This window comes from Yoonia tamlensis, assembly GCF_900115105.1.
GTDB classification, from domain to species: Bacteria; Pseudomonadota; Alphaproteobacteria; order Rhodobacterales; family Rhodobacteraceae; genus Yoonia; species Yoonia tamlensis.
Map to the genome: position 1 here is coordinate 600,351 of NZ_FOYP01000001.1, position 23,703 is coordinate 624,053.

Here is a 23,703-nt window from a genome sequence, read left to right on the forward strand (position 1 = left end):
TGGGGCACGCAGTTAAGGGTGCCCCAATGGCTGGTTGCGCTGGTATGGCGAAACGGTCGGTTGCCCGTCCAGCGTCACATACCGCCGTTCACCTGTTGTCCGGTCAAAATGCAGCAGCAGTTATGGTCGGGGTAGGTGATCACGTCACTGCCAGCACGGGTGCCGATGACAAGATAGGTGGCGGCCGCGCCGCTGGTGTTTTCAAGGTAGTGCCCGACTGGCACGCCTGCCTTGAACGTGGCGCTGTCACCGGCGTGCAACAGCGCTGAAGCATCGCCTTCGTGGACGGTGACCGTGCCCGATAGCATATAGATCATCTCGTCTTCGGTTTGGTGCCAGTGGCGCAGGGATGATTTCGAAGACGGCGGTAGAGTTTCGGTAAATGCCCCGAATTGATCTAACCCGCCGCTGTCACTCAAAAGCATGGCGGTAAAGGTGCCAAGCACCGGATGTGGCTGGGTGGACTGATCGGTGATTGCCTGACCCGCGCGAATAATTGGCATTCCTGACACTCCTTAACAAAAAGGGCCGGCGTTTCCGCCAGCCCTTTGTTCGTTCAATCTGCGGCGTGCTATTCGCGGTTGCCGAACAGTTGCAGCAAGAAGATGAACATGTTGATGAAATCAAGGTACAGGTTCAACGCGCCCATAATCGCTGATTTCGCCAACCATTCGCTGTCGCCATGAGCGGCATGTGCGATGTAGTCGGTCTTGATCTTTTGCGTGTCATAAGCTGTCAGGCCCGCAAAGATCAGCACGCCGATGGCCGAAATCGCAAACATGATCGCAGGCGACTGCAAGAAGATGTTGACGATCATCGCGACGATCAGCCCGACCAGACCCATCATCAGGAATGTGCCCATGCCGGACAGGTCCTTTTTGGTGGTGTAGCCGTAAAGCGACAAGCTCGCAAAGGCGATCGCCGTAATCAGGAAGATCTGCACGATTGACGCGCCGGTATAGACCAGGAAGATCGAGCTAAGCGAAAGCCCCATTACGGCGGCAAATGCGTAGAACACAAGCTGTGCCGTCGCGGACGACATGCGGTTGATCATCGCGCTCAGGCCAAAGACAAAGGCCAAAGGCGCAAACATGATGACGTAGCGCAGCGGTGACATATAGATTGTTTCACCCAGACCGGTCAGGAACTGGCCTTCGCGTAGCATAACGGATGCGCCTGCGGGGTCAGTTGTGACCGCAAGCCCGGCAATCGCCCACGCAGCAAGCGCCGTTATGACCATGCCAACTGACATCGTCCCGTAAACTTTGTTCATATGCGTGCGCAGACCTTCGTCAATAACGCTGCCGCGCGCCTGCGCGCCGGTATTTGCCCAATCGGTTTGTGGCATAGTAACCTCCAATAAATCTCGTGGCCCCGTGAACTGGAACCCTTGCTGTCGATATTGGCAGTTAGCCGCGATTTTTCAAGGGCTATGGCGATCTGACCGACCCTTTTTGTCATATTAGTTGCGGCGCGCGCACCAATGCTTGGGTGCATCCCATATCGGACGATTTGCTTCGCGTAGCGCGGCGTCGCGGCTGATACCAATATCACAAAGAAGATGCGCGTCGAGCTGGCGCAGATGGCGCCGTTGCCGCGCGGTTCCGATGGCCGTGCGCAGGCGCGTAAACAGGTTGATCGGCCGATGGGGCTGCCAAGTCGCGGCATGTTGTTTTGTGGTAATCATTGCATGTCCTTTCGTGATGGATTGTCTGCTTCACATTTCGATGCTTGATATATACGGCGCATCTGTGCATTATGAAAATGAATGTTTGAGTAATAACACATCAAGGAATTTGATATGGCCCGTAATCTTGACCTTACCGCGCTGCGGTCGTTTGTGGCTGTTGCCGATACTGGCGGGGTGACAAAGGCCGCGGGGCTGTTGAACCTGACGCAATCTGCGGTGTCGATGCAGCTTAAGCGGCTTGAAGAATCGCTTGATGCTGCATTGCTGGACAGGTCTGCGCGCACGATCGGGTTGACATCGCAGGGGGAATTGCTGCTCAGCTATGCGCGGCGGATGCTCGCGTTGAATGACGAAATCTACGGCAAGCTGACGGCCACGCAGTATGAATGCGAAATCACGCTTGGCGTGCCGCATGACATTGTCTATCCGGTTATCCCCACTGTGCTGAAACGGTTTTCGGCCGCCTATCCGCGCGTGCGGGTGCATCTGGTGTCGTCGTTTACCCGTGAACTGGTGGCGAATTTCAAACAAGGCAAGCTGGACGTGATTCTGACCACCGAAGACACGGTCGATGCAGGCGGTGAGACCTTGACCCAGATCCCGCTGATCTGGGTTGGTGCGCCAGGCGGGCAGATCTGGAAACAACGCCCCTTGCGGCTGGCCTATGAAGAACACTGTATTTTCCGCAAATTTGTGCAGCACCGTCTGGACGAGGCGGGAATCCCTTGGGAAATGGTGGTCGAAAGCAATTCAAGCCGCACGATCGAGGCCACGGTCAGCGCCGATATGGCCGTGCATTCGATGCTCGAAGGCACCCAGCCGCGCCATCTTGAGCAAATCAATCACCAAGGCAGCCTGCCAAGATTACGCGAAATGAACGTGAATATGTATCACGCGAATCTTGATGGCGGTCCGGTGATCCGCGATTTGGCGGTGTTTATCCGAGAAGGGTTTGCGACATTGCGCGCGCAGGTTACGGCGTAACCACGACCTTGCCGATGGATTTGCGGCTGCGCAACAGTTCCAGCGCATCCGCCGCCTGCGACAGTGGAAATTCATCGCTGATATGGGGGTTTAGGCGGCCTTCGACCTGCCATGCCAATAAGGTTTGCAGGCTTTGGGTCAATGCGGCGGGATTGAATTTCAGATAGCCGCCCCAATAGAATCCGATCACGCTGATGTTCTTGACCAGCAATATATTGGCCGGAACCTGTGGCACGTCACCGCTGGCAAAACCGATCGCGAGTACCCGTGCTTCGGGGTTGCACGCGCCAAGCGCTGCATTGAACTGGTCGCCGCCTACCGGATCATAGACAACATCGGCACCACCCAAGGCTTTGACAGCGGATTTCAGATCGGCGGCGGTGCTGTCAATCAGATGATCCGCGCCCGCATCGCGCGCGGCTTGCAATTTATCTGCACCGCGCGCCACCGCGATAACGGTTGCGCCCATGGCTTTGCCAATCTCGACAGCCGTCAGCCCGACACCGCCCGCAGCCCCCAGCACCAATAGCGTCTCGCCGGGTTGCAATTGCGCGCGGCGCGACAGCGCCAGATGCGATGTGCCATAGGCAATCATGAAACCCGCAGCCGCAGCAGACGACAGCGTATCGGGGACAAGGATGCAACGACCGGCCGGAAACACACCCTGATCGGCCAAGCCACCCGCGCCACCAAAAACAACCACACGTGCGCCTATTGCGGGCGATGTGACGCCCGGACCTTGGGCGATGACGGTGCCGCAGACCTCCATCCCCAATGTAAAGGGCAGGGCGGGCGTGTCCTGATAGGTGCCTTTGGACATCAACAGATCAGCGAAATTCAGACCGCAGGCCGCGATATCCAGCAAAACCTCGCCTGCTTTTGGCGTTGGCGCGGGGATTTCGGCGATTTGCGGCGCCTTTTCATGTGATGTGACCTGAAATGCGCGCATGTGACCCCGAATCATCCAAAAAATTGGTAAATATTACTTAGCAGACGCGCCGCTTTGGGTTCAATTCGTCCGGAATATTGCCGGCGCGTCACAATTTCTTCCGGTTGAACCTGTCCTTAAGGGCAGGATAGGCGCTGCAACCGTTGCGTGTTCTTATTTCAAGATGCAATGCAAGTGTATCGGCGACACTTGGCAGCGCGGTTTGCACGTCATGCGGTCCCAAACCCATAAAGCGGATAGCGATTAGCCGCAGTAAATTGCACGAAGGAAGACTGATGAAACACCCTGTAGATGTACATGTAGGCAAACGCATTCGTCACCGCCGTTGGATGAACGGCACCACGCAACAGCAGCTTGCTGAAAATGTCGGGATCAAGTTCCAGCAAATCCAGAAATACGAAACCGGTATGAACCGCGTCAGCGCGTCGCGGCTATGGGACATTGCCAATGTTCTTGACGTGCCCGTGTCGTTCTTCTTTGAAGGATTGGGCGAAGACGTGCAAAACGATAAGGCCAGCGGTAATATGCCTGGCGATATTCTGACGGATAAAGAAGCACTTGAGCTGCTTCGTTCCTATTACGCGATCCCCGAAAACCAGCGCCGCCGCCTGTTCGATCTGGCCCGCGCGCTAAGCGACGCCGCCTAAAGCTGCCTTGACCTGCCTGTCTGCCGCGCGTTACCGCTTTGGGACGCACATAACGCAGACGGGACAGATCACATGACTATCGACAGCAAACTTCAGGCCGAATTGATCCGCGTGGCGCATCTGCTTGCCCAGGCGGCGCGGCCCGAAACATTGCGCCACTTTCGCGCTGCCGGTCTGGTGGCGCAAGACAAGGGCGCAGAAGCATTTGATCCCGTCACGATTGCAGACCGCGCCGCCGAAGAGGTGATGCGCAATATTCTTGCGCGCGAACGCCCCAATGACGCGATCTTGGGCGAAGAGTACGGTGCAACCTCCGGTACAACGGGGCTGACGTGGGTTTTGGATCCGATTGACGGCACGCGGGGCTATATCAGTGGCACCCCGACTTGGGGCGTGCTGATTTCCGTGGCCGATGACAGTGGCCCGCTTTTTGGCATTATTGACCAGCCGTTTATCGGCGAACGTTTTGTTGGCGGTTTCGGGCTGGCCGAAGTGACAGGCCCCACGGGAATTCATTCGCTAACGACCCGATCCGCGCGCGATTTGTCCGAAGCGATTATCCTGACCACCTTCCCCGAAGTTGGCACAAAACCCGAAGAACACGCATTTCACGGGCTGGCCAAACGCGCGATGCTGACCCGCTATGGCATGGATTGTTACGGTTATGCGCTGCTGGCGGCAGGTCAGGTCGATCTGGTGGTCGAAGCGGGCCTGAACGCCTATGATATTCAGGCGCCGATTGCCGTAATTCAGGCCGCTGGCGGGATCGTCACCGATTGGCGTGGCGGCCCTGCGCATCATGGCGGGCGCGCACTGGCGGCTGCAAACCGTGATATCCACGCGCAGGCGTTGACCATTTTGCACGAGCTGATCAATGACTGAAGTCTTGATCCAAAACGCCTCTGTCGTTCTGACAATGGATGACGACCGCCGCGAATTGAAAAATGCGGATATTTTGATCAAAGACGGGGTGATTGCGGCCGTAGGGCAGGGGTTGTCAACACGCGGGCGCGTGGTGGATGCAACCGGCACAATTGCCACACCGGGGTTGGTGAACACGCACCACCATTTGTACCAGACGCTGACCCGCGCTGTGCCCGGCGCGCAAGACGCGCTGTTGTTTGGCTGGTTGCAGCGGCTCTATCCTATTTGGGCGCGCTTTGGCCCCGAGGAAATGTTTGTCTCGGCCCAAGTCGGGCTGGCAGAACTGGCGCTTTCGGGCTGCACGCTGACGTCGGATCATCTGTATCTTTATCCGAACGGGTCGCGGCTTGATGATACAATCGCCGCCGCCCAAGAGATCGGATTGCGGTTTCACGCAACGCGCGGCGCGATGAGCATTGGCGAAAGCGATGGCGGGCTGCCCCCTGATGCGCTGGTCGAGGATGAAAACGCGATCTTGCAAGACAGCATTCGGGTTATCGATACGTTCCACGACCCGAACCCCGGCGCGATGGTGCGCGTCGGTGTGGCCCCGTGCAGCCCGTTTTCGGTCAGCCGCGATCTGATGCGCGAAGCGGCCAGTCTGGCGCGTGACAAAGGCGTGATGATGCACACGCATCTGGCAGAAAACGACGAAGATATTGCCTATTCGCTGGAAAAATTCGGCTGCCGTCCTGGCCAATATGCCGAAGATCTGGGCTGGACGGGGGATGATGTCTGGCACGCGCATTGCGTGAAGCTAGACGGGCAGGAAATTGATCTGTTTGCGCGGTCCGGCACCGGCGTCGCGCATTGCCCCTGTTCGAACTGCCGGCTTGGGTCGGGCATCGCGCCTGTGCGCGCGATGCGTGACGCGGGCGTGCATGTGGGCTTGGGCGTTGACGGATCGGCCAGCAACGATATCGGCAATCTGATCGGCGAGGCCCGCCAGACAATGCTGCTGCAGCGGGTGCAAAACGGGGCCGATGCGATGTCGGCGCGCGAGGCGCTTGAAATCGCGACACGCGGCGGCGCACAGGTTTTGGGCCGCCATGATTGTGGCCAGATTGCGGTCGGTATGCGCGCCGATATCGCGCTTTGGGATGCGCAAACGGTTGAAAATGCAGGGTCTTGGGACCCCGCGGCAATTGTCTTGGCAGGGCCACAAAAAACCCGCGATTTGTTTGTAGAAGGAAAACAGGTCGTGTCGGATGGGCAAATGACAACCCTTGATCTTGACGCGACGATCCGCCGCCAAAACGATTTGGCGCGTAAGCTTATGGATTAGGAGACTACATTGCTTATTCAAAAACTGTTGTTGGCTTGTGCCGTTGCGGCGCTTGCTGCTTGCACTGTTTCTGCGCCGACGACGGCCGCATCGACACGTTCGGCGCCTGTGTCAGGGCAATTTGATAGTGATTTGAACCAGTTCCGCGCGGCGAATGGTGTTGGGGCCATTCAAGCCAGTGCAATGTTAAACGCAATTGCCCAAGCCCATGCCGAAGACATGTACACGCGCGGCTATTTTTCACATGATTCCGTTGGCGGCCCCAATGGTGTTACCATGACGCAGCGCCTGAATGCAGGCGGATGCCGCCCTCCAGCCGCCGCTGAAAATATCGCGTGGGGGCAGCAAACGGATGCCGCCGTTTTCGCTGCATGGAGCGTATCTGACAAACACCGCACCAATATGCTTGGCGCCCGCTATAACCGCTACGGGTTAGGCCATGCGGGCAATATCTGGGTCACGGTCTACGCTGCAGGCTGCTAGGCCCGCCGTTTCCCCGCCACATAAACATCGCGGATTGCCCTGTCGTCGCCCATCATGATGGTCGGAAACAGGGCGTCCCAGATATCGGATGCGCGCGCGCTGCGCTGGCTGATCGCGGGCGTCGATGCCAGATCAATCACCGTGATATCGGCCATAGCACCCGCGCCAAGATGCCCGATTTGCCCTTGCATATGAAGCGCCTTCGCTGACCCTTCGGTCGCAAGCCACATCAATTGCGCAGGGTGCAGTGCTGTGCCCCGCAATTGCCCGATCTCATAGGCGGCCGCCATCGTGCGCAGCATCGAAAACGACGATCCGCCGCCCGTATCTGTGGCCAGCCCGATCGACAGCCCCGCCTTGGCCAGCCCCATCAGATCGAACAGCCCCGACCCGATAAATGTATTGGATGTCGGGCAATGCACCACGGCGGCACCAACGTCCCGCAGGCGGTCAATCTCGCGCGGCTCAAGATGGATCGCATGGCCATAAAGCCCTTTTTCGCCAAGCAAGCCAAAGGCCTCATAGGTATCCAGATAATCGCGCGCATCCGGAAACAACCCGCGCACCCAGTCGATTTCAGGCAGTTGTTCGCTCAGGTGGGTTTGCATCAGGCAATCGGGATGTTCGGCCCAAAGCGCGCCCAATGCTGTTAGTTGGTCTGGCGTCGAGGTCGGTGAAAACCGTGGCGTGATCGCATAGTTTGCGCGCCCCTTGCCATGCCATTTCTCAAGCAGGGCCTTGCTGTCATCATAGGCCGATTGTGGCGTATCGCGCAGGTTTTCAGGCGCATTGCGGTCCATGCAGGTCTTGCCTGCGACCACGGCCATATTGCGCGCGCCAGCCGCCCCGAAAAACGCATCGACACTGGCGGGGTGGATCGTGCAGAAACTGGTTAGCGTGGTGGTCCCGTGATCCAGCGCCAGATCAAGTGTGCGCCCCGCGATGTCAGCGGCATAGGCCGGATCGGCAAACCGCGCCTCTTCGGGGAATGTATAGGTGTTCAGCCAGTCAATCAGCTGCTTGCCCCAGCTCGCGATCATGGCGGTTTGTGGGTAATGCATATGTGCATCGACAAACCCCGCGCTGATCAGCGCATCGCCGTAATCGGTGACGTTCGCATCAGGATGGGCCGCGCGTAGCATGGCCGCGGGGCCGGTTTGCACAATGCGGTCACCGTCGATCAGCACCGCACCGGCGCTGTCGAAAACCACCGCATCCTGCCAATCCTCGACCAGCGGGTTGCCACAAAAGCCAAGCGTTTGGCCAAGAAGAATTTGTTTTGTCATATCCTGATCATAGGGCCGTGATAGGGGCGGGTAAATCGCGGAAATGCCGTTGCCGTTGCTGCATGATCAGATATGTTACGCACGAATTTGGAGGCAAGTCATGTCAGAGCAAGTTGAAATTGACGAAGACGAAGCCTTTGGTATTACCGACCGTTTGGTCGCAGAGGTGCTTGCCGCGGTTGAAGCACAAGATGCGCTGGCGGTTGATGCGCTGCTTGATCCGCTGCATGCGGCCGATATCGCCCACCTGATCGAACAAATCGACAGCCGCGACAGGCGTGATCTGATCACCGTCTGGAAGGGCGGGATGGACGGCGATACGCTGTCAGAGCTTGACGAAAACCTGCGCGAAGAAATTATCGCGCTGCTGGCCCCCGCCGAGCTGGCCGAGGCGGTCCGCGAGCTGGAAAGCGACGATGTCGTTGATCTGGTTGAATATCTTGATGATGACCAGCAAGAGGCCGTGCTGGGCGCGCTGGACGCTGGCGACCGTGTGGTTGTCGAACAAGCCCTGTCCTACCCCGAAGAATCTGCCGGCCGGCACATGCAATCGGAACTGGTGCGCGCCCCAGAACATTGGAACGTCGGCGATGCAATCGACTATCTGCGTTCCGAAGTTGTTTTGCCGGATCAGTTTTACCACGTCATTCTGGTTGATGCCCGGCTCAAGGCCGTGGGCTATGTGACGCTTGGCCGGATTCTTAGCCATCCGCGGAACACACCGCTGCTGGAACTGGTCGAGGATACATTCCGCACCTTCCACGTCACCCAAGATGTCGAAGAAGTCGCCCAAGCGATCAACCACTATCACATGATCACCGCGCCGGTTGTCGATGACGACGACCGGATCGTCGGTGTGATTACCATTGATGATGCGATGGCGTTTTTGGAAGAAGAAGCCGAAGAAGATCTGTTGCGTCTTGCCGGTGTCGGCGAAGGGTCGCTGTCGGACCGCGTGATCGACACAACCAAACAGCGGTTTCCGTGGCTTGCGGTGAACCTGTTGACCGCGATTTTTGCGTCGATGGTGATTTCACTGTTCGAAGACACAATTGCAGGGCTTGTCGCCTTGGCCGTGCTGATGCCGATTGTGGCCTCTATGGGCGGGAACGCCGGTACCCAATCGCTGACGGTCGCCGTGCGCGCAATTGCAACCCGCGATCTGACTGCCGCCAACGTCTGGCGCGTGATCCGGCGCGAAGTATTGGTCGGGCTGATCAACGGGCTGATTTTTGCTGTCGTGATGGGGGTTGTGGGCATCTTGTGGTTCGGATCACCGATGCTGGGCGCCGTGATTGGCGTGGCGATGGTGATCAATATGGTGGTCGCGGGGTTGGCGGGCACCGTAATTCCCGTGCTTTTGGAACGGTTTGGCATTGACCCTGCGCTGGCCTCTGGCGCCTTTGTGACGACCGTGACCGATGTGGTCGGGTTCTTTGCGTTTCTCGGGCTGGCCGCGGCATGGTTGCTATGATCGATAAATCCGCCGCGCGGCAGGCCGCATTTGCGCGGCGCAAAGATGCCCATGCAGCGGCGCATGCCAGTGCAGGATATCTAAGCGAGGTGCTGGCCGGATATCGCGGTGTGCCGATTTCGGGCTACATGCCCATGCGCACCGAGATAAACCCGCTACCCGCCATGGAAGAAGCGGCGGCACATGGCCCTGTTGGCGTACCTGTGATTGTTGCAAGCGGGCAACCCTTGCAATTTCGTACATGGGAACCGGATTGCGCGATGATCAAAGGGGATTTTGGCGCATTGATCCCCGTGGCAGGCGCATGGATGGTGCCAGAAATCGTGATTGTGCCATTGGTGGCTTTTGATGCTCAGGGCGGCAGGCTGGGCTATGGCGGCGGTTTTTACGACCGGACCTTGGAACAGTTGCGCAGCCAACGGCCCACTTTGGCCATCGGTTTTGCCTATGCCGCTCAAGAAGACAACGCGCTGCCGCTGGAACCCACCGACCAGCCGCTTGATCTGATCGTGACAGAAAGAGGTGTCATTACACCAAAATCGCGCTAGGGTTGATGTGCAGCCGGATACGGGGGATATGACATGCGGTTCTTGGCTTATTTTGCAGCGCTTTTGTTTCTGGCAAGCTGCCAACCCGAAGTCACGGTTGAGCAGCGGATCGCAGAACGCGAAGCTGCCGCGCAGGCATTGATTGCCGATTGCGCTGCAACGCGCTGCACGGTGCTGGATCTCGACGGGCAGGGGATCGCGGATTACAGCGTGCTGAACGATTTGACCCATCTGCGGGTGCTGATGATCAGCTACACCGATTTTAGTGATTTGAATGACATCGCGGGATTGTCGGGGCTCGAGGAGCTGCACATCGGATCAACAAATGTGGCGGACCTGACGGCGCTTACCAATTTTCCAAACCTGCGGTTGCTGCATATCCAGAACACGGATTTCACGGATATCGGCAGCCTTGCCAGCCTGCGCAACCTTGAAGAACTGGCTATTGGCGGCAATAGCCTGAACGATATCAGCTTTGTGCGCGGCATGCCGAAGTTGCGAAATCTTGATATCTCAAGCACTGACGTTGCAGACCTGTCGCCGCTGCGCATGCATCCGGCGCTGCAAACGCTCGCACTGGAATATGCGCCGGTCACCGACCTGTCCCCGCTGTTGCAGATCAGAACACTGCGCCAGATCGGTGTGCTTGATCCATACACCCAAGACGCATTGACCGCCCAGCATGAACTGCTGCGCGATCAAGGAATTATTGTAGAATATGAACCAGTTATGGTGGTTTGCTAAAGGCTATTCTTCGGCAAAGGCGGCCATCACCTCGTCCGAGGCCTCAAAGTTGGCGGTGACGCGCTGGATGTCGTCATCGTCCTCAAGCACATCAATCAGCTTCATCAATTTGGTCAGCCCTTCAACGTCCACTTCGGTGGTCATGTTGGGTTTCCAGATCAATTTGGTTGATTCACTCTCGCCCAATGCGGCTTCAAGCGCGGTGGACACTTCGTTCAGATCGGTGTCAGCGCAATAGATGACATGGGATTCATCATCGCTTTGCACATCTTCTGCGCCAGCCTCGATTGCGGCCATCATGACAGTGTCCGCATCGCCGACCGAGGCAGGATAGGTGATTTCGCCGGTGCGATCGAACATGAACCCGACGGATCCGGTTTCGCCCAGATTACCGCCATTCTTGGAAAACGTGGAACGCACGGTTGATGCGGTGCGGTTGCGGTTGTCGGTCATGGCTTCGACGATCACGGCAATGCCGCCAGGACCGTAGCCTTCGTAACGGATTTCGTCATAGTTTTCCGCATCGCCGCCTTGCGATTTCTTGATCGCGCGGTCGATCACATCCTTGGGCACAGAGCTGGATTTCGCCTCTTTTACGGCCATGCGCAGGCGCGGGTTTTTATCGGGGTCGGGGTCGCCCATTTTGGCGGCCACGGTGATTTCCTTGGCAAGTTTGGAAAACAGCTTGGAGCGCAGCTTGTCCTGCCGCCCTTTGCGGTGCTGAATATTCGCCCATTTGGAGTGGCCAGCCATCAGAAAACCTCGTGATTAAGAGTATAAATTTGCGTCTCTATACGGCATCCGCACAGGCCCCCGCAACCCTTCCTATAGGGGCCAGAAATACGGAATCGCAAAGGAAACGATCGGCGCGAGCGTCAGGTTCAGCGGAATCCCGAATTTCAGGAAATCGGCAAACTTATATCCGCCTGGCCCGTATACCAGCGTATTGGTCTGATAGCCGATTGGCGTGGCAAAGCTCGCGCTGGCGGCGATCATCACGGCAACGACCAGCGGGCGCGGATCAACGCCAAGCGCCGAAGCCAGCCCGATTGCGATGGGGGTCATCACAACGGCAACCGCATTGTTGGACACCAGTTCTGTCAATGTAGACGCCAATGCAAACACTGCCAGAACAATAAAGAATGGCGGCAGCACCATCATGACGGGCGATAATGTGTCGGCGATCATCGCAACGGCGCCCGATGATTCCAGCGCCGAACCAACGCCGAGCATCGCAAAGATCAAGGCAAGAAGGCGCCCGTCGATTGTTGAAAACGCCTCGTCCGCGTCGATACAACCTGTCGCCAGAACAAGCGTGACCCCGATCATCGCCAGTAGCAGGATCGGCGCAACACCAATTGCGGCCAGCGCCACAACCGCAAGCAATACCCCGATTGCAATCGGGGCATGGCGGCGGCGGTAGGCGCGTTGCGACGGTTTGGACACATCGCCAAGGTTCATATCTTCGGCCAGCCGCTGGATATCTTCGGGGGCACCTTCCAGCAAAAGCGTATCACCAACGCGCACGATCATATCCTCAAGCTGCTGGCCAAGGTTCGTATCACGCCGGTGTACCGCCAACGTATAGACTGCATAGCGCCGCCGCAGCCGCATCGCACCCAGACGCCGCCCGACCATCTTGCAGTTGGGGGTAATCAACACCTCGACGGTGGTGGTTTCGACCGCAGAAAGCTGATCCACGCGGCGCAGGTCTTTGGTCGCTTGCAAAGACAATAGTTCGGCCATCGCAGTGCGCAATACCACACGGTCACCGACCTGTAGTGTGACGTCTTTCAGGTTCCGGCGCAGCGATGTATCGCCGCGCACAACGTCGATCAGCCGCACACCTTCGCGTTTGAACAGCTGCACGCCGGTGACCTCGCGCCCGATCAGGTTGCTTTCGGGGGGGATGATGGCCTCGGAAAAGAACCGCATTTTGGATCGGTCAGACAGCATGGTTGCCATGCTTGTGCGATCGGGCAGCAGGCGCGGGCCCGCAAAATAAAGATACATGAACGTCCACGAAACAACGATCAGGCCAATTGGGAAAATCTCGACGATACCAAAAGGTTCCATTCCCGAATGCCGCGCAACCCCGTCCACCAGCAGGTTTGTCGAGGTCCCGATCAGGGTCATCGTACCGCCCACAATGGCCGCATAAGAAAGCGGGATCAGCAATTTTGACGCCGATGTGCCAAGCGTGCGCGCAAGCTGCACAAAGACAGGGATCATCACAACGACCAGCGGTGTGTTGTTCATAATCGCAGAGGCGAAAGCCACAAAGATCAGGCTGCCGCCGATTGCACGGGCAGGGCTGATTTTGGCTTGCCGTTCAACCACTTGGGTCATCGCGTTCAGCGCGCCCGTGCGCACCAATGCGCCGACAATGATAAACATCGCGGCAATCGTCCAAGGGGCAGGGTTGGCCAGCACGGCCACTGCATTTTCATAGGGCAATACGCCGGAAACCAGCAGGATTGACACGCCGATCATCGCGACCACTTCGGTCGGGTAGGCCTCGCGCAGGAACATGATGAACATGCCCGCAACAACAGCCATTGTCAGCACGGCCGATTGGCCTTGGGTCAGAGAAATAAAACTATCCATAGCTCACAGTCTTGCGGGTTGTCGCGCCGCACGCAAGCGGTCGCGCATTATTTTGGTCCCGATTGAGCAAGCCGGCCGCCTTGGCGCACCATTTCAACGCGCGTCGCCTTGCCGGTTCGGTCATCGGTTTCGACATAAAGGCCGGACAGCGTGGCATCGCCCGTCGCGGGGGTGAAACGTGCCTTTGGCATGCCGGTGATAAAGCGGCGCATCGGTTCGGCTTTTTCCATCCCGATGACCGAATTGTAATCGCCGCACATGCCCGCGTCTGTCAGATAGGCCGTGCCACCGGGCAGGATCATCGCATCGCCCGTCGGCACATGTGTGTGGGTGCCCACAACGATACTGGCGCGCCCATCACAATAGTGACCCACGGCCATCTTTTCAGAGGTCGCCTCGCAGTGAATATCAACAAGGCTCGCATTGACCTGACCGCCCATCGGGAATTGCTTGAGCACCCCGTCAAGCGCGGAAAACGGATCGTCAAAGGGGCGTTTCATGAACACCTGACCCAAGACCTGCGCGACCAGCACCTTGCGGCCACCGGTGGCGGTGAACACGCGCGCCCCGACGCCCGGCGCGGATTTCGAGAAATTCAAGGGCCGGATGATGCGCTGTTCAGTTGCGATATGGGTCAGCATATCCTTTTGATCAAACGCATGATCGCCAAGGGTCACAACATCTGCGCCTGCGTCAAAGATGATCTTGGCATGATCACCCGAAAGCCCCATGCCCGCCGTTGCATTTTCGCCATTGACGACCACAAAATCAAGCTTCCATTCCGACCGTAAACGCGGAAGCTCGGTGCTGATTGCAGCGCGGCCTGCACGGCCCATGACATCGCCAAGAAACAGTATTTTCATGCACACCCTGTTAAGCCGATCACGCGGCTTCTGCCAGATGATTTTTCGCGAAAAATCATTGCAGCCCCATCTTGCCTTTGCGCGGCCAAGCTGCGACCCATCTGTCATGGATAAGCAAAAACAATCGCGTCCGCTTGCCGGTGTTGGCTGGATGGTCTTCACTGGGCTGATGTTTGTGGGTGTCACAGCCGTGGTCAAACATGTTGGCGATGATGTGCCCGCAGCCGAAGCCGCGTTTTTGCGCTATCTTCTGGGCATCGTGTTTTTGGTGCCGATGATCAAGCCGATCCTGGATGCGCATCTGACCCGCAGGCAGTTGAATCTTTTTGCGCTGCGCGGGGTGGTGCATACATTGGCGGTGATCTTGTGGTTTTTCGCAATGGCCCGCATCCCCATCGCCGAAGTCACCGCGATGAACTATCTATCGCCCGTCTATGTATCTATTGGCGCGGCGCTGTTTTTGGGCGAACGCCTACCGCCGCGCCGTTTGGTTGCGGTCATTGTGGCCCTGATCGGGGCGCTAATCATCTTGCGCCCAGGGGTCAAGGAAATTGAACCCGGTCACATTGCGATGCTTGGCACGGCTGTTTTCTTTGCAATCGGCTATCTGATCGCAAAGCAGCTTTCGGGCGAGGTGTCCGCCGCCGTCGTGGTGGGCATGTTATCTGTCACGGTGACAATCGGTCTGGCGCCTGCCGCAATGGCGGTTTGGGTCACGCCGACATTGACGCAACTTGGCTGGCTGTTTCTGGTCGCCTGCTTTGCCACGGCGGGGCATTACGCGATGACGCTGGCCTTTGCCGCTGCACCGCTGACGGTGACGCAGCCTGTGACATTTCTCCAGCTGGTTTGGGCGGTGCTTTTGGGTGCGGTCGTGTTCGGAGAGGCCGTAGACGGCTGGGTTGTGTTTGGCGGGGCTGTAATTATGGCATCGGTCAGCTTCATCACATGGCGCGAGGCGGTCGCGCGGCGCCATGTGACGCCGCCCGTGCCAGCAACCAAGGTCTAGGTTATTCCGCCTGCGGCCCCAGCCGCGCCAAAAGCGATGCCCGTGTGATTTTGCCAATCGGCGCGCCGTCCTGCATCACTTGCATCGCGGTGGCATCAATCTGCGCGATGATCTTATTGACCGGGGTTTCGACATCAACCTGCGGCCCGTCACAATCCCCGTCCACCATCACATCGCGCGCGGTCAGCACGCCAAGCGGGTTCATATGGGCGACAAATTCGGCGACATAATCATTCACCGGATTGGTGAAAATATCGCGCGGCGTGCCGCATTGCACGATGCGCCCGCCCTCCATGATCGCGATGCGATTGCCGATCTTGAACGCCTCGTCCAGATCGTGGCTGACAAAAACAATCGTGCGGTTGCGGTCGCGTTGCAGGTCCAGCAATTCATCCTGCAATTTTGTGCGGATCAGCGGATCAAGCGCAGAAAACGGCTCGTCCATCAGCAGGATCGGTGCATCGGTGGCAAAGGCGCGCGCAAGCCCCACGCGCTGCTGCATCCCGCCCGATAATTCGCCGACCAGCGCATCCGCGCGGTCCGCAAGCCCGACAAGTGCCAGCTCCTCTGCCACCCGCTTATTGCGTGCCGGTTTGTCCATACCCGCCAGTTCCAAACCCAGCCCGACATTATCGCGCACCGTGCGCCACGGCAGCAGGCCAAATTGCTGGAACACCATCGCGACATCGTGCAGGCGCAGCGCGCGCAGGGTCTTTTTGTCAGCATTGGTGACAGAGGTCATACCCTGCGCCGTTTTGATCCGCACGTCACCGCGCACAACGGGATTTAGCCCGTTGACCGCGCGCAAAAGCGTGGATTTGCCCGAACCTGACAGCCCCATGAGCACCAGAATCTCGCCTTCCTCGACGGTCAGCGAACAATCGTGCACGCCAAGGATCTGGTCGGTTTCGGCGCGCACTTCGGCGCGGTCACGGCCTTGGTCCATCACCGGCAAGGCGTCTTGCGGCTTGTCCCCGAAAACGATTGAAACATTATCAAATTCAACGGCGCTCATTTTGATTTCACCCGCAGCATACGGTCCAGCATGATGGCCACGGCCACGATCACAAAACCCGATTCAAATCCAAGGCCGGGGTCGTTGCGCCCCAAGGCCTGCACCACAGGTTTGCCCAACCCGTTAGCCCCGACATAGGCCGAAATCACCACCATCGACAGCGACAGCATGATGACCTGATTTAGCCCCGCCATGATCTGCGGCACGGCATAAGGCAGTTCAACTTTCCACAACCGCTGCGCAGGTGTCGCGCCAAAGCTTTCGGCGGCTTCAAGCAGCGCAGTCGGCGTGTTGGACACGCCAAGGTAGGTCAGCCGGATCGGCGCGGGCAGCACAAAAATCACTGTCGCAAACAAGCCTGGCACCATGCCAAGGCCAAAAAACACGATCGCAGGGATTAGATAGACAAAGGCAGGCAGGGTCTGCATCAGGTCCAAAACCGGACTAAACGTCTGGTAAAGCTTGGGCCGATGCGCAAAGAAAATCCCCAAAGGGACCCCAAACCCCATGCAAACCACGCAAGACGATAAAACCAGCGCCAGACTATCTGTGGTTTCTTCCCAATAGCCTTGGTTCACGACGAACAGCAGGCAGACCAGCACCAATAGGCAGACAGCCCATGATTTTTGCAGCACCCAAGTCAGCCCGACAAATAGCAAGATGATCAAGAACATCGGCGGCGTTTGCAGGCACCAGACGATCCCGTCGATCATCCAGTCCAGCCCGTCGCTGAGCCTGTCAAAAAACGCGCGCCCATAGGTCTTGAGCCAGTCAACACCCGCTTCAGCCCAGTCTCCGACAGGTATCTTATGCGCGATTAGCCATTCTTCCAAGCTATAGCCGTCCATCGTTGCCCCTTTGTTATCATGAAAAAGGGGGCCGCATTATGCGACCCCCTGATCCGTAACTTATTCAGCCAATGCAGCCGTGACCGCGGCAACGGCATCACCGCCATCAATGGTGGTCACGCCGTCCAGCCAAGGTGTCCATGTGTCGGCATTGCCCGCAAGCCATGCTTTGGCCGCGTCTTCCGGATCGACGTTATCATTCAGGATCGCGCCCATGATTTCGTTTTCCATCGCAAGGCTAAACACGAGGTTTTCCAGCAGCTTGCCTGTGTTCGGGCATTCAGTGACATAGCCCGCACGGGTGTTTGTCGCCACAATCGCGCCGCCCAGATCAGGGCCGAAATAATCGTCGCCGCCCGGCAGGTAGGTCATGTCGTAATTTGCGTTCATCGGGTGTGGCTCCCAGCCAAGGAACACGACAGGCTCGTCGCGGTCATTGGCGCGTTCGACCTGTGCCAACATGCCCTGTTCAGAGCTTTCGACGACGTTAAAACCGTCCAGCCCAAAGGCATCAGCGTCAATCATATCCATAATCAGACGGTTGCCGTCGTTGCCGGCCTCAATACCATAGATATTGCCGTCCAGCGCGTCTTTGGCTTGGGCGATGGATGCAAAATCAGTGATGCCCGCCGCTACGCCCGCCGCATTGGTGGCCAGCGTGTATTTCGCGCCTTCGAGGTTGGTGCGCACGGTGTCGACAGTGCCTGCCTCGCGGTAGGTTGCGATGTCGCCTTCCATTGTTGGCATCCAGTTGCCCAAGAAGACGTCGATATCGCCTTCGGCCATTGACGCGTAGGTCACGGGCACGGACAGGATGTCGGTTGATGTCTCATAGCCAAGCGCCTCGAGCACGATGGATGTCGCGGCGGTGGTGGCCGTGATATCTGTCCAGCCGACATCCGAAAAACGCACGGCGTCACAATCGGCAAGGGCAGGGGTGGCAGCACAAAGCGCCAGAATAGACAGGGTTGATTTCAGTTTCATTTGTTGGTCTCCCGTTGGTGGTCTTTTTTTCTTGATTGACGAGTCAATAAAGAACGAACTAATCTGCTTTGGCAACCTTACAGTGAGAAATTGATGCCAAAGCTTGGGATGGAACCTATCCGGCGCGCCGCCTTAGTGAAAGCAACGATTGATGAAATCGGTGCAACGGGCACGCTTGATATTACAGTTAGTAAGATCGCCAAGCGGGCAGGCATGTCATCGGCGCTGGCGCATCACTATTTTGGCGGCAAGGAACAGATTTTTCTGGCAGCCATGCGTCACACGCTCACTGTCTATGGGGCTGAAGTGCGCGGCGCGCTTGCGATGGCGGATGGGCCAAAGTTGCGGCTTGAAGCGATTATTCGGGCTGGTTTTACGTCGTCGAATTTCCGGCGCGAGGTCATTGCCGCATGGCTGAATTTCTATGTGCTCGCGCAATCGAACCCACAGGCCCAGCGCCTGCTGACGATTTACCAGCGGCGGCTGCATAGCAATCTGGTGTTCAACCTGCGCCCTTTGGTCGGTGGCCATGCCGATGCGGTTGCCGAACGTATTGCGGGGCTGATTGACGGGCTTTACCTGCGCCGCGGGCTTGATCCGCGTGGTGAAGCTGGCGTTGATGCAACGGCACATGTTCTTGCACTTTTGCATGCAGAACTGCGCGCCGCGTCATGAGCCAACCCAATATCCTGATCATCATGGTCGACCAGCTGAATGGCACATTGTTCCCAGATGGGCCCGCCGGTTGGCTGCATGCGCCTAATCTGAAAGCACTCGCCGCGCGGTCCACACGTTTTCAAAACAGCTATACCGCGTCACCGCTTTGCGCGCCTGCGCGGGCGGCGTTCATGTCGGGCCAATTGCCCAGCCGGAACGGCGTCTATGATAATGCTGCGGAATTTGCATCCAGCATCCCCACCTATGCGCATCATTTGCGGCGCGCGGGCTATCAGACCTGCCTGTCCGGCAAGATGCATTTTGTCGGCCCCGACCAGATGCACGGTTTCGAGGAACGGCTGACCACCGACATCTACCCCGCCGATTTCGGCTGGACGCCGGACTACCGCAAACCGGGTGAACGGATCGACTGGTGGTATCACAATATGGGGTCGGTCACTGGTGCAGGTGTGGCTGAAATTACCAACCAGATGGAATATGACGATGAGGTCGCCTATCACGCGACCCGCAAAATCTATGACCTGTCGCGCGGCCATGATGCGCGGCCATGGTGCCTGACCGTCAGCTTCACGCATCCGCACGACCCCTATGTGGCGCGTCAGAAATACTGGGATCTGTACAATGATTGCGCGCATCTGGACCCTGTGGTCGGGGACATCGCCTATGATGATCTCGATCCGCATTCGCGCCGTCTTTATGACGCGATGGACGCCAAAAATTTCGACATCACACCCGAACAGGTGCGCCGCGCGCGGCAGGCCTATTTTGCCAATATCAGCTATATCGACGATAAAATCGGGGATATCCTGCAAACGCTGAACGATAGCCGGCAAGAGGCGACGATTATGTTTGTATCCGACCACGGCGATATGCTGGGCGAACGCGGCATGTGGTTCAAGATGTCGTTCTTTGACGGTTCTGCCCGCGTGCCGCTGATGATTGCCAGCCCGGACATGGAACCTGGCCTGATCGAAACACCCGTCAGCACCATCGATGTGACCCCCACGCTTTGCGATCTGGCGGGCGTTGATATGTCCGAGGTCATGCCGTGGACATCGGGCGAAAGTCTTGTGCATCTGGGGCAGGGCGGCAGCCGCGACACACCGGTGGCGATGGAATACGCCGCCGAAGGGTCCTATGCGCCACTGGTGTCGCTGCGCTATGGCAAGTGGAAATACAACCGCTGCGCGCTTGATCCCGACCAGCTGTTCGACATGAACGCCGACCCGCACGAGCTGACAAACTTGGCCGATATGCCCGCACATCAAGGCACGATCACGCAACTGCGCGCCAAATCCAAAGCCCGCTGGGGCTTGGACAAATTCGATGCCGACGTGCGCCATTCCCAAGCCTGCCGCTGGGTCGTCTACGAGGCGCTGCGCAATGGCAACTATTACCCATGGGATTATCAGCCGCTGCAAAAAGCATCCGAGCGCTACATGCGCAATCACATGGATCTCAATGTTCTCGAAGATGGCCAACGCTACCCGCGTGGCGAATAACCTCATCTTTTTTCCCGAAAATACTCCCACCGGAGGCACCGCAATGACCACACAACCCAAAGCCAGCCATTTTATCGATGGCCAATATGTCGAAGACACAGCCGGAGAGGTGATCGAGGTCATCTACCCCTACACTGGCAAGGTGATCGCGACGCTGCATGCTGCCACCCCGGCGATTGTGGATAAGGCGCTGGCGGCCGCGAAACGTGCGCAAAAGGAATGGGCGGGTTGGACCGCGACGGATCGGGGCCGCGTGCTGCGCCGCGCGGCCGATATCATGCGCGATCGGAACCACGATCTGTCGGTGCTGGAAACCTTTGACACGGGCAAGCCCTATCAGGAAACATCAGTGGCGGATGCCACATCCGGTGCGGATGCGCTGGAGTACTTTGGCGGACTGGCCGCCAGCATCACGGGCGAAACCATTCCGCTGGGCGATGATTTTGTCTATACGCGGCGCGAACCTTTGGGCGTTTGCGTCGGCATCGGCGCGTGGAACTATCCAACGCAAATCGCCTGTTGGAAAGCTGCGCCCGCACTGGCTTGCGGCAACGCAATGGTGTTCAAGCCGTCCGAGATGACCCCGCTTTGCGCGTTGAAAGTTGCGGAAATTCTGGTTGAAGCAGGCGCGCCTGCTGGCGTTTTCAACGTTATCCAAGGCTATGGCGCTGTCGGCGCATCGCTAATCACCGATCCGCGCGTGGATAAGGTGTCATTGACCGGATCCGTGCCGACGGGGCAAAAAGTTTACGCCGCCGCTGCGGAAGGGCTGCGCCATGTGACAATGGAACTTGGCGGAAAATCCCCGATGGTTGTGTTTGATGATGCCGATCTGGAAAACGCAGTATCAGGCGCGATTTTGGGCAATTTCTATTCCACGGGGCAGGTCTGTTCCAACGGGACGCGCGTTTTTGTGCAAAAAGGTATCAAGGATGCGTTCCTTAAGCGGCTGACCGAACGGTTGGTGGGGATCAAAATGGGCGACCCGCAAGACCCGGATGTGAACTTTGGGCCGATGGTATCCGCAAAGCAACGCGATATCGTGGCGGGCTTCATTGCTAAAGGCATCGCCGAGGGCGCGACACTGGTTGCGGGCGGCAAGATCGTGGATGGTGACGGCTATTTCATCGAAGCCACCGTTTTTGCCGATGTCACCGACGATATGACCATCGCACGTGACGAAATCTTTGGGCCGGTAATGGCGGTGCTGGATTTCGAAACCGAAGAAGACGTGCTTGCGCGCGCGAATGCCACAGAGTTTGGTCTTGCGGCAGGTGTGTTTACCGCTGATCTGACACGTGCGCACCGCATGGCAGCTGGGTTCGAAGCAGGTACTTGCTATATCAACACCTATAACCTCGCCCCAGTTGAGGCGCCTTTCGGTGGGTCAAAAATGTCCGGCGTGGGGCGCGAAAATTCCAAAGCCGCCATCGAACATTATAGCCAGATCAAGGGCGTTTACGTGGCAATGGGCGATGTGGAGGCACCGTTCTGATGCAAGCAGATTATGTAATTGTCGGGGCTGGATCCGCAGGTTGTGCGATGGCCTACCGTTTGGCCGAGGCCGGAAAACAGGTTTTGGTGATCGAACACGGCGGGTCGGATCGCGGCCCGTTTATCCAGATGCCTGCGGCCCTGTCCTATCCGATGAATATGAAGATGTATGATTGGGGGCTCAAAACCGAACCCGAACCGCATCTGGGCGGGCGCACATTGGTCACACCGCGCGGCAAGGTCATCGGCGGGTCATCGTCGATCAACGGGATGATCTATGTGCGTGGACATGCACGTGACTTTGATCATTGGGCGGAAAGCGGCGCGCAAGGCTGGTCTTACGCCGACGTGCTGCCCTATTTCAAACGGATGGAGCATTGGCATGATGGCGGGCACGGTGGCGACGCCGATTGGCGCGGCAAAGATGGTCCGCTGCATATCACGCGCGGCCCCCGCAAAAACCCGCTGACCCGCGCCTTTGTAGAGGCTGGTGCGCAGGCGGGCTATCCGGTGACGGGCGACTATAATGGCGAACAACAAGAGGGCTTTGGCCCCTTCGATGCGACAATCTACAAGGGGTACCGCTGGTCGGCGGCCTCTGCCTATATGCGTCCGGCGCTCAAGCGGCCGAACTGCACGCTGACCCGCGCCTTTGCGCGGCGGATCGTGATCGAAAACGGCCGCGCCGTCGGGGTTGAGGTCAGCCGTGGCAAAAAGATCGAAGTGATCAAAGCCAATGTCGAAGTAATCGTCGCGGCATCATCGCTGAATTCACCCAAACTGCTCATGCTGTCGGGGATTGGCCCAGCGGATCACCTGAAAGAACACGGGATTGATGTGGTCGCGGACCGTCCCGGTGTCGGGCAAAACCTTCAGGATCATCTGGAGCTTTACATCCAGCAGGCGGCGACAAAACCTGTCACGCTTTTTGCGCATTGGAACCTGCGCGGCAAGGCCAAGATCGGGCTGGAATGGCTGCTTTGGAAAACCGGATTGGGATCATCCAACCAATTTGAAAGCGCTGGATTTATCCGGTCTGACAAAGGCGTGGATTACCCTGATATCCAGTTCCATTTCCTACCCATTGCGGTCAGCTATGACGGTAAAGTCGCGCCCGAAGGGCACGGGTTTCAGGCCCATGTCGGCCCGATGCGATCCGTGTCGCGCGGGCAGGTCACGTTGAAATCAAACGACCCGAACACGGATCCAAAAATTGAATTCAATTATATGTCCGACCCCTCAGATTGGGAGGATTTCCGCAAATGTATCCGCCTAACACGCGAGATTTTTGGGCAAGCGGCCTTTGATGAATTCAGGGGCCATGAAATCCAACCGGGTGAGGCAGCGCAATCAGACGCGGATTTAGATGATTTCATTCGCGATCACGCCGAAAGCGCCTATCACCCTTGCGGGACGTGCAAGATGGGCGCGGCCAGCGACCCGATGGCCGTGGTAGACCCCCAAGCACGCGTGATCGGGGTTGAAGGCCTGCGCGTCGCCGACAGTTCGATTTTTCCGCGTATCACCAACGGCAACCTGAACGGTCCATCCATTATGGTCGGCGAAAAGGTCGCGGATCACATTTTGCAACGCAATCCGCTGCCGTCCGAAAATGCACAGCCATGGATCAATCCGAACTGGAAAACCGCGCAAAGATAGCATGCGACAGATCATTTGTTGATCGGGATC

General features: G+C 57.8%; 24 protein-coding genes. 13 read left to right on the top strand and 11 right to left on the bottom strand.

Going from position 1 to position 23,703, the window contains the following annotated elements; all coding sequences use genetic code 11:
* Window positions 1-74: 74 nt before the first annotated feature.
* From BM320_RS03135 to BM320_RS03145, 3 genes are all read right to left on the bottom strand, one after another.
* Window positions 75-503 (bottom strand): cupin domain-containing protein, encoded by a 429-nt coding sequence (locus BM320_RS03135; RefSeq protein ID WP_242650943.1) that lies wholly within the window; start codon window positions 501-503, stop codon window positions 75-77.
* Window positions 504-571: 68 nt separating this feature from the next.
* A complete protein-coding gene (locus tag BM320_RS03140; protein WP_090196325.1) occupies window positions 572-1,348 on the bottom strand; it encodes a Bax inhibitor-1/YccA family protein in 777 nt (258 codons plus the stop codon).
* A gap of 114 nt (window positions 1,349-1,462) precedes the next feature.
* The gene (locus tag BM320_RS03145; protein ID WP_090196328.1) at window positions 1,463-1,687 is read right to left on the bottom strand and encodes a DUF1127 domain-containing protein; all 225 of its coding nucleotides are present in this window, start codon (window positions 1,685-1,687) and stop codon (window positions 1,463-1,465) included.
* A 114-nt stretch (window positions 1,688-1,801) separates the two neighbouring features.
* Between BM320_RS03145 and BM320_RS03150 the strand changes: the two genes are divergently transcribed.
* Window positions 1,802-2,674, top strand: coding sequence for a LysR family transcriptional regulator (locus BM320_RS03150; RefSeq protein ID WP_090196331.1), 873 nt, complete (start codon window positions 1,802-1,804; stop codon window positions 2,672-2,674).
* On the opposite strand, the gene BM320_RS03155 is transcribed toward BM320_RS03150, so the two are convergent.
* Entirely contained in the window at window positions 2,664-3,623 is a 960-nt protein-coding gene (locus tag BM320_RS03155; RefSeq protein WP_090196334.1) for an NADPH:quinone oxidoreductase family protein, read from the bottom strand. The genes BM320_RS03150 and BM320_RS03155 overlap by 11 nt on opposite strands.
* 275 nt (window positions 3,624-3,898) lie before the next feature.
* Between BM320_RS03155 and BM320_RS03160 the strand changes: the two genes are divergently transcribed.
* From BM320_RS03160 to BM320_RS03175, 4 genes are all read left to right on the top strand, one after another.
* Window positions 3,899-4,270 (top strand): helix-turn-helix domain-containing protein, encoded by a 372-nt coding sequence (locus BM320_RS03160; RefSeq protein ID WP_090196337.1) that lies wholly within the window; start codon window positions 3,899-3,901, stop codon window positions 4,268-4,270.
* 72 nt (window positions 4,271-4,342) lie between these two features.
* Window positions 4,343-5,152: an inositol monophosphatase family protein gene (locus BM320_RS03165; RefSeq protein ID WP_090196340.1), complete on the top strand. Its 810-nt coding sequence runs from the start codon at window positions 4,343-4,345 to the stop codon at window positions 5,150-5,152.
* Window positions 5,145-6,479, top strand: a complete 1,335-nt coding sequence (locus BM320_RS03170) for an 8-oxoguanine deaminase (RefSeq protein WP_090196342.1) — start codon at window positions 5,145-5,147, stop codon at window positions 6,477-6,479. The genes BM320_RS03165 and BM320_RS03170 overlap by 8 nt, the downstream gene beginning before the upstream one ends.
* A 9-nt stretch (window positions 6,480-6,488) precedes the next feature.
* Window positions 6,489-6,962, top strand: coding sequence for a CAP domain-containing protein (locus tag BM320_RS03175; protein ID WP_090196345.1), 474 nt, complete (start codon window positions 6,489-6,491; stop codon window positions 6,960-6,962).
* Here the strand turns inward: BM320_RS03175 and guaD are convergent.
* A complete protein-coding gene (guaD, locus tag BM320_RS03180; protein WP_090196347.1) occupies window positions 6,959-8,248 on the bottom strand; it encodes a guanine deaminase in 1,290 nt (429 codons plus the stop codon). The genes BM320_RS03175 and guaD overlap by 4 nt on opposite strands.
* A 100-nt stretch (window positions 8,249-8,348) precedes the next feature.
* Here guaD and mgtE point away from each other — a divergent pair, with 100 nt between their 5' ends.
* From mgtE to BM320_RS03195, 3 genes are read left to right on the top strand one after another with little or no spacing between them, the layout of a single operon-like run.
* On the top strand, window positions 8,349-9,722 hold the full coding sequence (gene mgtE / locus BM320_RS03185; protein WP_090196350.1) for a magnesium transporter: 1,374 nt from the start codon (window positions 8,349-8,351) through the stop codon (window positions 9,720-9,722).
* Complete coding sequence (locus BM320_RS03190) at window positions 9,719-10,270, top strand: 5-formyltetrahydrofolate cyclo-ligase (RefSeq protein ID WP_090196351.1); 552 nt, start codon at window positions 9,719-9,721, stop codon at window positions 10,268-10,270. Before mgtE ends, BM320_RS03190 begins: the two co-directional genes overlap by 4 nt.
* A gap of 33 nt (window positions 10,271-10,303) precedes the next feature.
* Window positions 10,304-11,014 carry a leucine-rich repeat domain-containing protein gene (locus BM320_RS03195; RefSeq protein ID WP_090196358.1) on the top strand — a complete coding sequence of 237 codons (711 nt, stop codon included), beginning with the start codon at window positions 10,304-10,306 and terminating at the stop codon, window positions 11,012-11,014.
* A 3-nt stretch (window positions 11,015-11,017) separates the two neighbouring features.
* On the opposite strand, the gene BM320_RS03200 is transcribed toward BM320_RS03195, so the two are convergent.
* The 3 genes from BM320_RS03200 to BM320_RS03210 form a co-directional block, all read right to left on the bottom strand.
* Window positions 11,018-11,767, bottom strand: a complete 750-nt coding sequence (locus BM320_RS03200; protein ID WP_090196360.1) for a YebC/PmpR family DNA-binding transcriptional regulator — start codon at window positions 11,765-11,767, stop codon at window positions 11,018-11,020.
* A 72-nt stretch (window positions 11,768-11,839) separates the two neighbouring features.
* A complete protein-coding gene (locus BM320_RS03205; protein WP_090196363.1) occupies window positions 11,840-13,621 on the bottom strand; it encodes an SLC13 family permease in 1,782 nt (593 codons plus the stop codon).
* 47 nt (window positions 13,622-13,668) lie between these two features.
* Window positions 13,669-14,484, bottom strand: coding sequence for a TIGR00282 family metallophosphoesterase (locus BM320_RS03210; RefSeq protein WP_090200300.1), 816 nt, complete (start codon window positions 14,482-14,484; stop codon window positions 13,669-13,671).
* A gap of 106 nt (window positions 14,485-14,590) precedes the next feature.
* On the opposite strand from BM320_RS03210, the gene BM320_RS03215 reads away from it, so the two are divergent.
* Window positions 14,591-15,493, top strand: a complete 903-nt coding sequence (locus tag BM320_RS03215) for a DMT family transporter (RefSeq protein WP_090196366.1) — start codon at window positions 14,591-14,593, stop codon at window positions 15,491-15,493.
* 1 nt (window position 15,494) lies between these two features.
* Here BM320_RS03215 and choV read toward each other — a convergent pair whose 3' ends face one another.
* The 3 genes from choV to choX are packed head-to-tail and all read right to left on the bottom strand — an operon-like array spanning window position 15,495 to window position 18,340.
* The gene (gene choV, locus BM320_RS03220) at window positions 15,495-16,508 is read right to left on the bottom strand and encodes a choline ABC transporter ATP-binding protein (RefSeq protein ID WP_090196368.1); all 1,014 of its coding nucleotides are present in this window, start codon (window positions 16,506-16,508) and stop codon (window positions 15,495-15,497) included.
* Window positions 16,505-17,356: a choline ABC transporter permease subunit gene (gene choW / locus BM320_RS03225; RefSeq protein ID WP_090196371.1), complete on the bottom strand. Its 852-nt coding sequence runs from the start codon at window positions 17,354-17,356 to the stop codon at window positions 16,505-16,507. Before choW ends, choV begins: the two co-directional genes overlap by 4 nt.
* A 60-nt stretch (window positions 17,357-17,416) precedes the next feature.
* Window positions 17,417-18,340: a choline ABC transporter substrate-binding protein gene (choX, locus tag BM320_RS03230; RefSeq protein ID WP_090196374.1), complete on the bottom strand. Its 924-nt coding sequence runs from the start codon at window positions 18,338-18,340 to the stop codon at window positions 17,417-17,419.
* 93 nt (window positions 18,341-18,433) lie between these two features.
* Between choX and betI the strand changes: the two genes are divergently transcribed.
* From betI to betA, 4 genes are read left to right on the top strand one after another with little or no spacing between them, the layout of a single operon-like run.
* The gene (gene betI / locus BM320_RS03235) at window positions 18,434-19,015 is read left to right on the top strand and encodes a choline-binding transcriptional repressor BetI (protein WP_090196377.1); all 582 of its coding nucleotides are present in this window, start codon (window positions 18,434-18,436) and stop codon (window positions 19,013-19,015) included.
* Window positions 19,012-20,520 carry a choline-sulfatase gene (gene betC, locus BM320_RS03240; RefSeq protein ID WP_090196378.1) on the top strand — a complete coding sequence of 503 codons (1,509 nt, stop codon included), beginning with the start codon at window positions 19,012-19,014 and terminating at the stop codon, window positions 20,518-20,520. Before betI ends, betC begins: the two co-directional genes overlap by 4 nt.
* 43 nt (window positions 20,521-20,563) lie before the next feature.
* Window positions 20,564-22,015: a betaine-aldehyde dehydrogenase gene (betB, locus tag BM320_RS03245; RefSeq protein WP_090200301.1), complete on the top strand. Its 1,452-nt coding sequence runs from the start codon at window positions 20,564-20,566 to the stop codon at window positions 22,013-22,015.
* Window positions 22,015-23,673: a choline dehydrogenase gene (gene betA / locus BM320_RS03250; RefSeq protein WP_090196381.1), complete on the top strand. Its 1,659-nt coding sequence runs from the start codon at window positions 22,015-22,017 to the stop codon at window positions 23,671-23,673. Before betB ends, betA begins: the two co-directional genes overlap by 1 nt.
* Window positions 23,674-23,703 lie beyond the last annotated feature (30 nt).

Bases quoted from the DNA above. Each gene is read 5' to 3' on its own strand.
- BM320_RS03135 (WP_242650943.1), bottom strand. From the start codon at position 503: ATGCCAATTATTCGCGCGGGTCAGGCAATCACCGATCAGTCCACCCAG.
- BM320_RS03140 (WP_090196325.1), bottom strand. From the start codon at position 1,348: ATGCCACAAACCGATTGGGCAAATACCGGCGCGCAGGCGCGCGGCAGC.
- BM320_RS03145 (WP_090196328.1), bottom strand. From the start codon at position 1,687: ATGATTACCACAAAACAACATGCCGCGACTTGGCAGCCCCATCGGCCG.
- BM320_RS03150 (WP_090196331.1), top strand. From the start codon at position 1,802: ATGGCCCGTAATCTTGACCTTACCGCGCTGCGGTCGTTTGTGGCTGTT.
- BM320_RS03155 (WP_090196334.1), bottom strand. From the start codon at position 3,623: ATGCGCGCATTTCAGGTCACATCACATGAAAAGGCGCCGCAAATCGCC.
- BM320_RS03160 (WP_090196337.1), top strand. From the start codon at position 3,899: ATGAAACACCCTGTAGATGTACATGTAGGCAAACGCATTCGTCACCGC.
- BM320_RS03165 (WP_090196340.1), top strand. From the start codon at position 4,343: ATGACTATCGACAGCAAACTTCAGGCCGAATTGATCCGCGTGGCGCAT.
- BM320_RS03170 (WP_090196342.1), top strand. From the start codon at position 5,145: ATGACTGAAGTCTTGATCCAAAACGCCTCTGTCGTTCTGACAATGGAT.
- guaD (WP_090196347.1), bottom strand. From the start codon at position 8,248: ATGACAAAACAAATTCTTCTTGGCCAAACGCTTGGCTTTTGTGGCAAC.
- mgtE (WP_090196350.1), top strand. From the start codon at position 8,349: ATGTCAGAGCAAGTTGAAATTGACGAAGACGAAGCCTTTGGTATTACC.
- BM320_RS03190 (WP_090196351.1), top strand. From the start codon at position 9,719: ATGATCGATAAATCCGCCGCGCGGCAGGCCGCATTTGCGCGGCGCAAA.
- BM320_RS03195 (WP_090196358.1), top strand. From the start codon at position 10,304: ATGCGGTTCTTGGCTTATTTTGCAGCGCTTTTGTTTCTGGCAAGCTGC.
- BM320_RS03200 (WP_090196360.1), bottom strand. From the start codon at position 11,767: ATGGCTGGCCACTCCAAATGGGCGAATATTCAGCACCGCAAAGGGCGG.
- BM320_RS03205 (WP_090196363.1), bottom strand. From the start codon at position 13,621: ATGGATAGTTTTATTTCTCTGACCCAAGGCCAATCGGCCGTGCTGACA.
- BM320_RS03210 (WP_090200300.1), bottom strand. From the start codon at position 14,484: ATGAAAATACTGTTTCTTGGCGATGTCATGGGCCGTGCAGGCCGCGCT.
- BM320_RS03215 (WP_090196366.1), top strand. From the start codon at position 14,591: ATGGATAAGCAAAAACAATCGCGTCCGCTTGCCGGTGTTGGCTGGATG.
- choV (WP_090196368.1), bottom strand. From the start codon at position 16,508: ATGAGCGCCGTTGAATTTGATAATGTTTCAATCGTTTTCGGGGACAAG.
- choW (WP_090196371.1), bottom strand. From the start codon at position 17,356: ATGGACGGCTATAGCTTGGAAGAATGGCTAATCGCGCATAAGATACCT.
- choX (WP_090196374.1), bottom strand. From the start codon at position 18,340: ATGAAACTGAAATCAACCCTGTCTATTCTGGCGCTTTGTGCTGCCACC.
- betI (WP_090196377.1), top strand. From the start codon at position 18,434: ATGCCAAAGCTTGGGATGGAACCTATCCGGCGCGCCGCCTTAGTGAAA.
- betC (WP_090196378.1), top strand. From the start codon at position 19,012: ATGAGCCAACCCAATATCCTGATCATCATGGTCGACCAGCTGAATGGC.
- betB (WP_090200301.1), top strand. From the start codon at position 20,564: ATGACCACACAACCCAAAGCCAGCCATTTTATCGATGGCCAATATGTC.
- betA (WP_090196381.1), top strand. From the start codon at position 22,015: ATGCAAGCAGATTATGTAATTGTCGGGGCTGGATCCGCAGGTTGTGCG.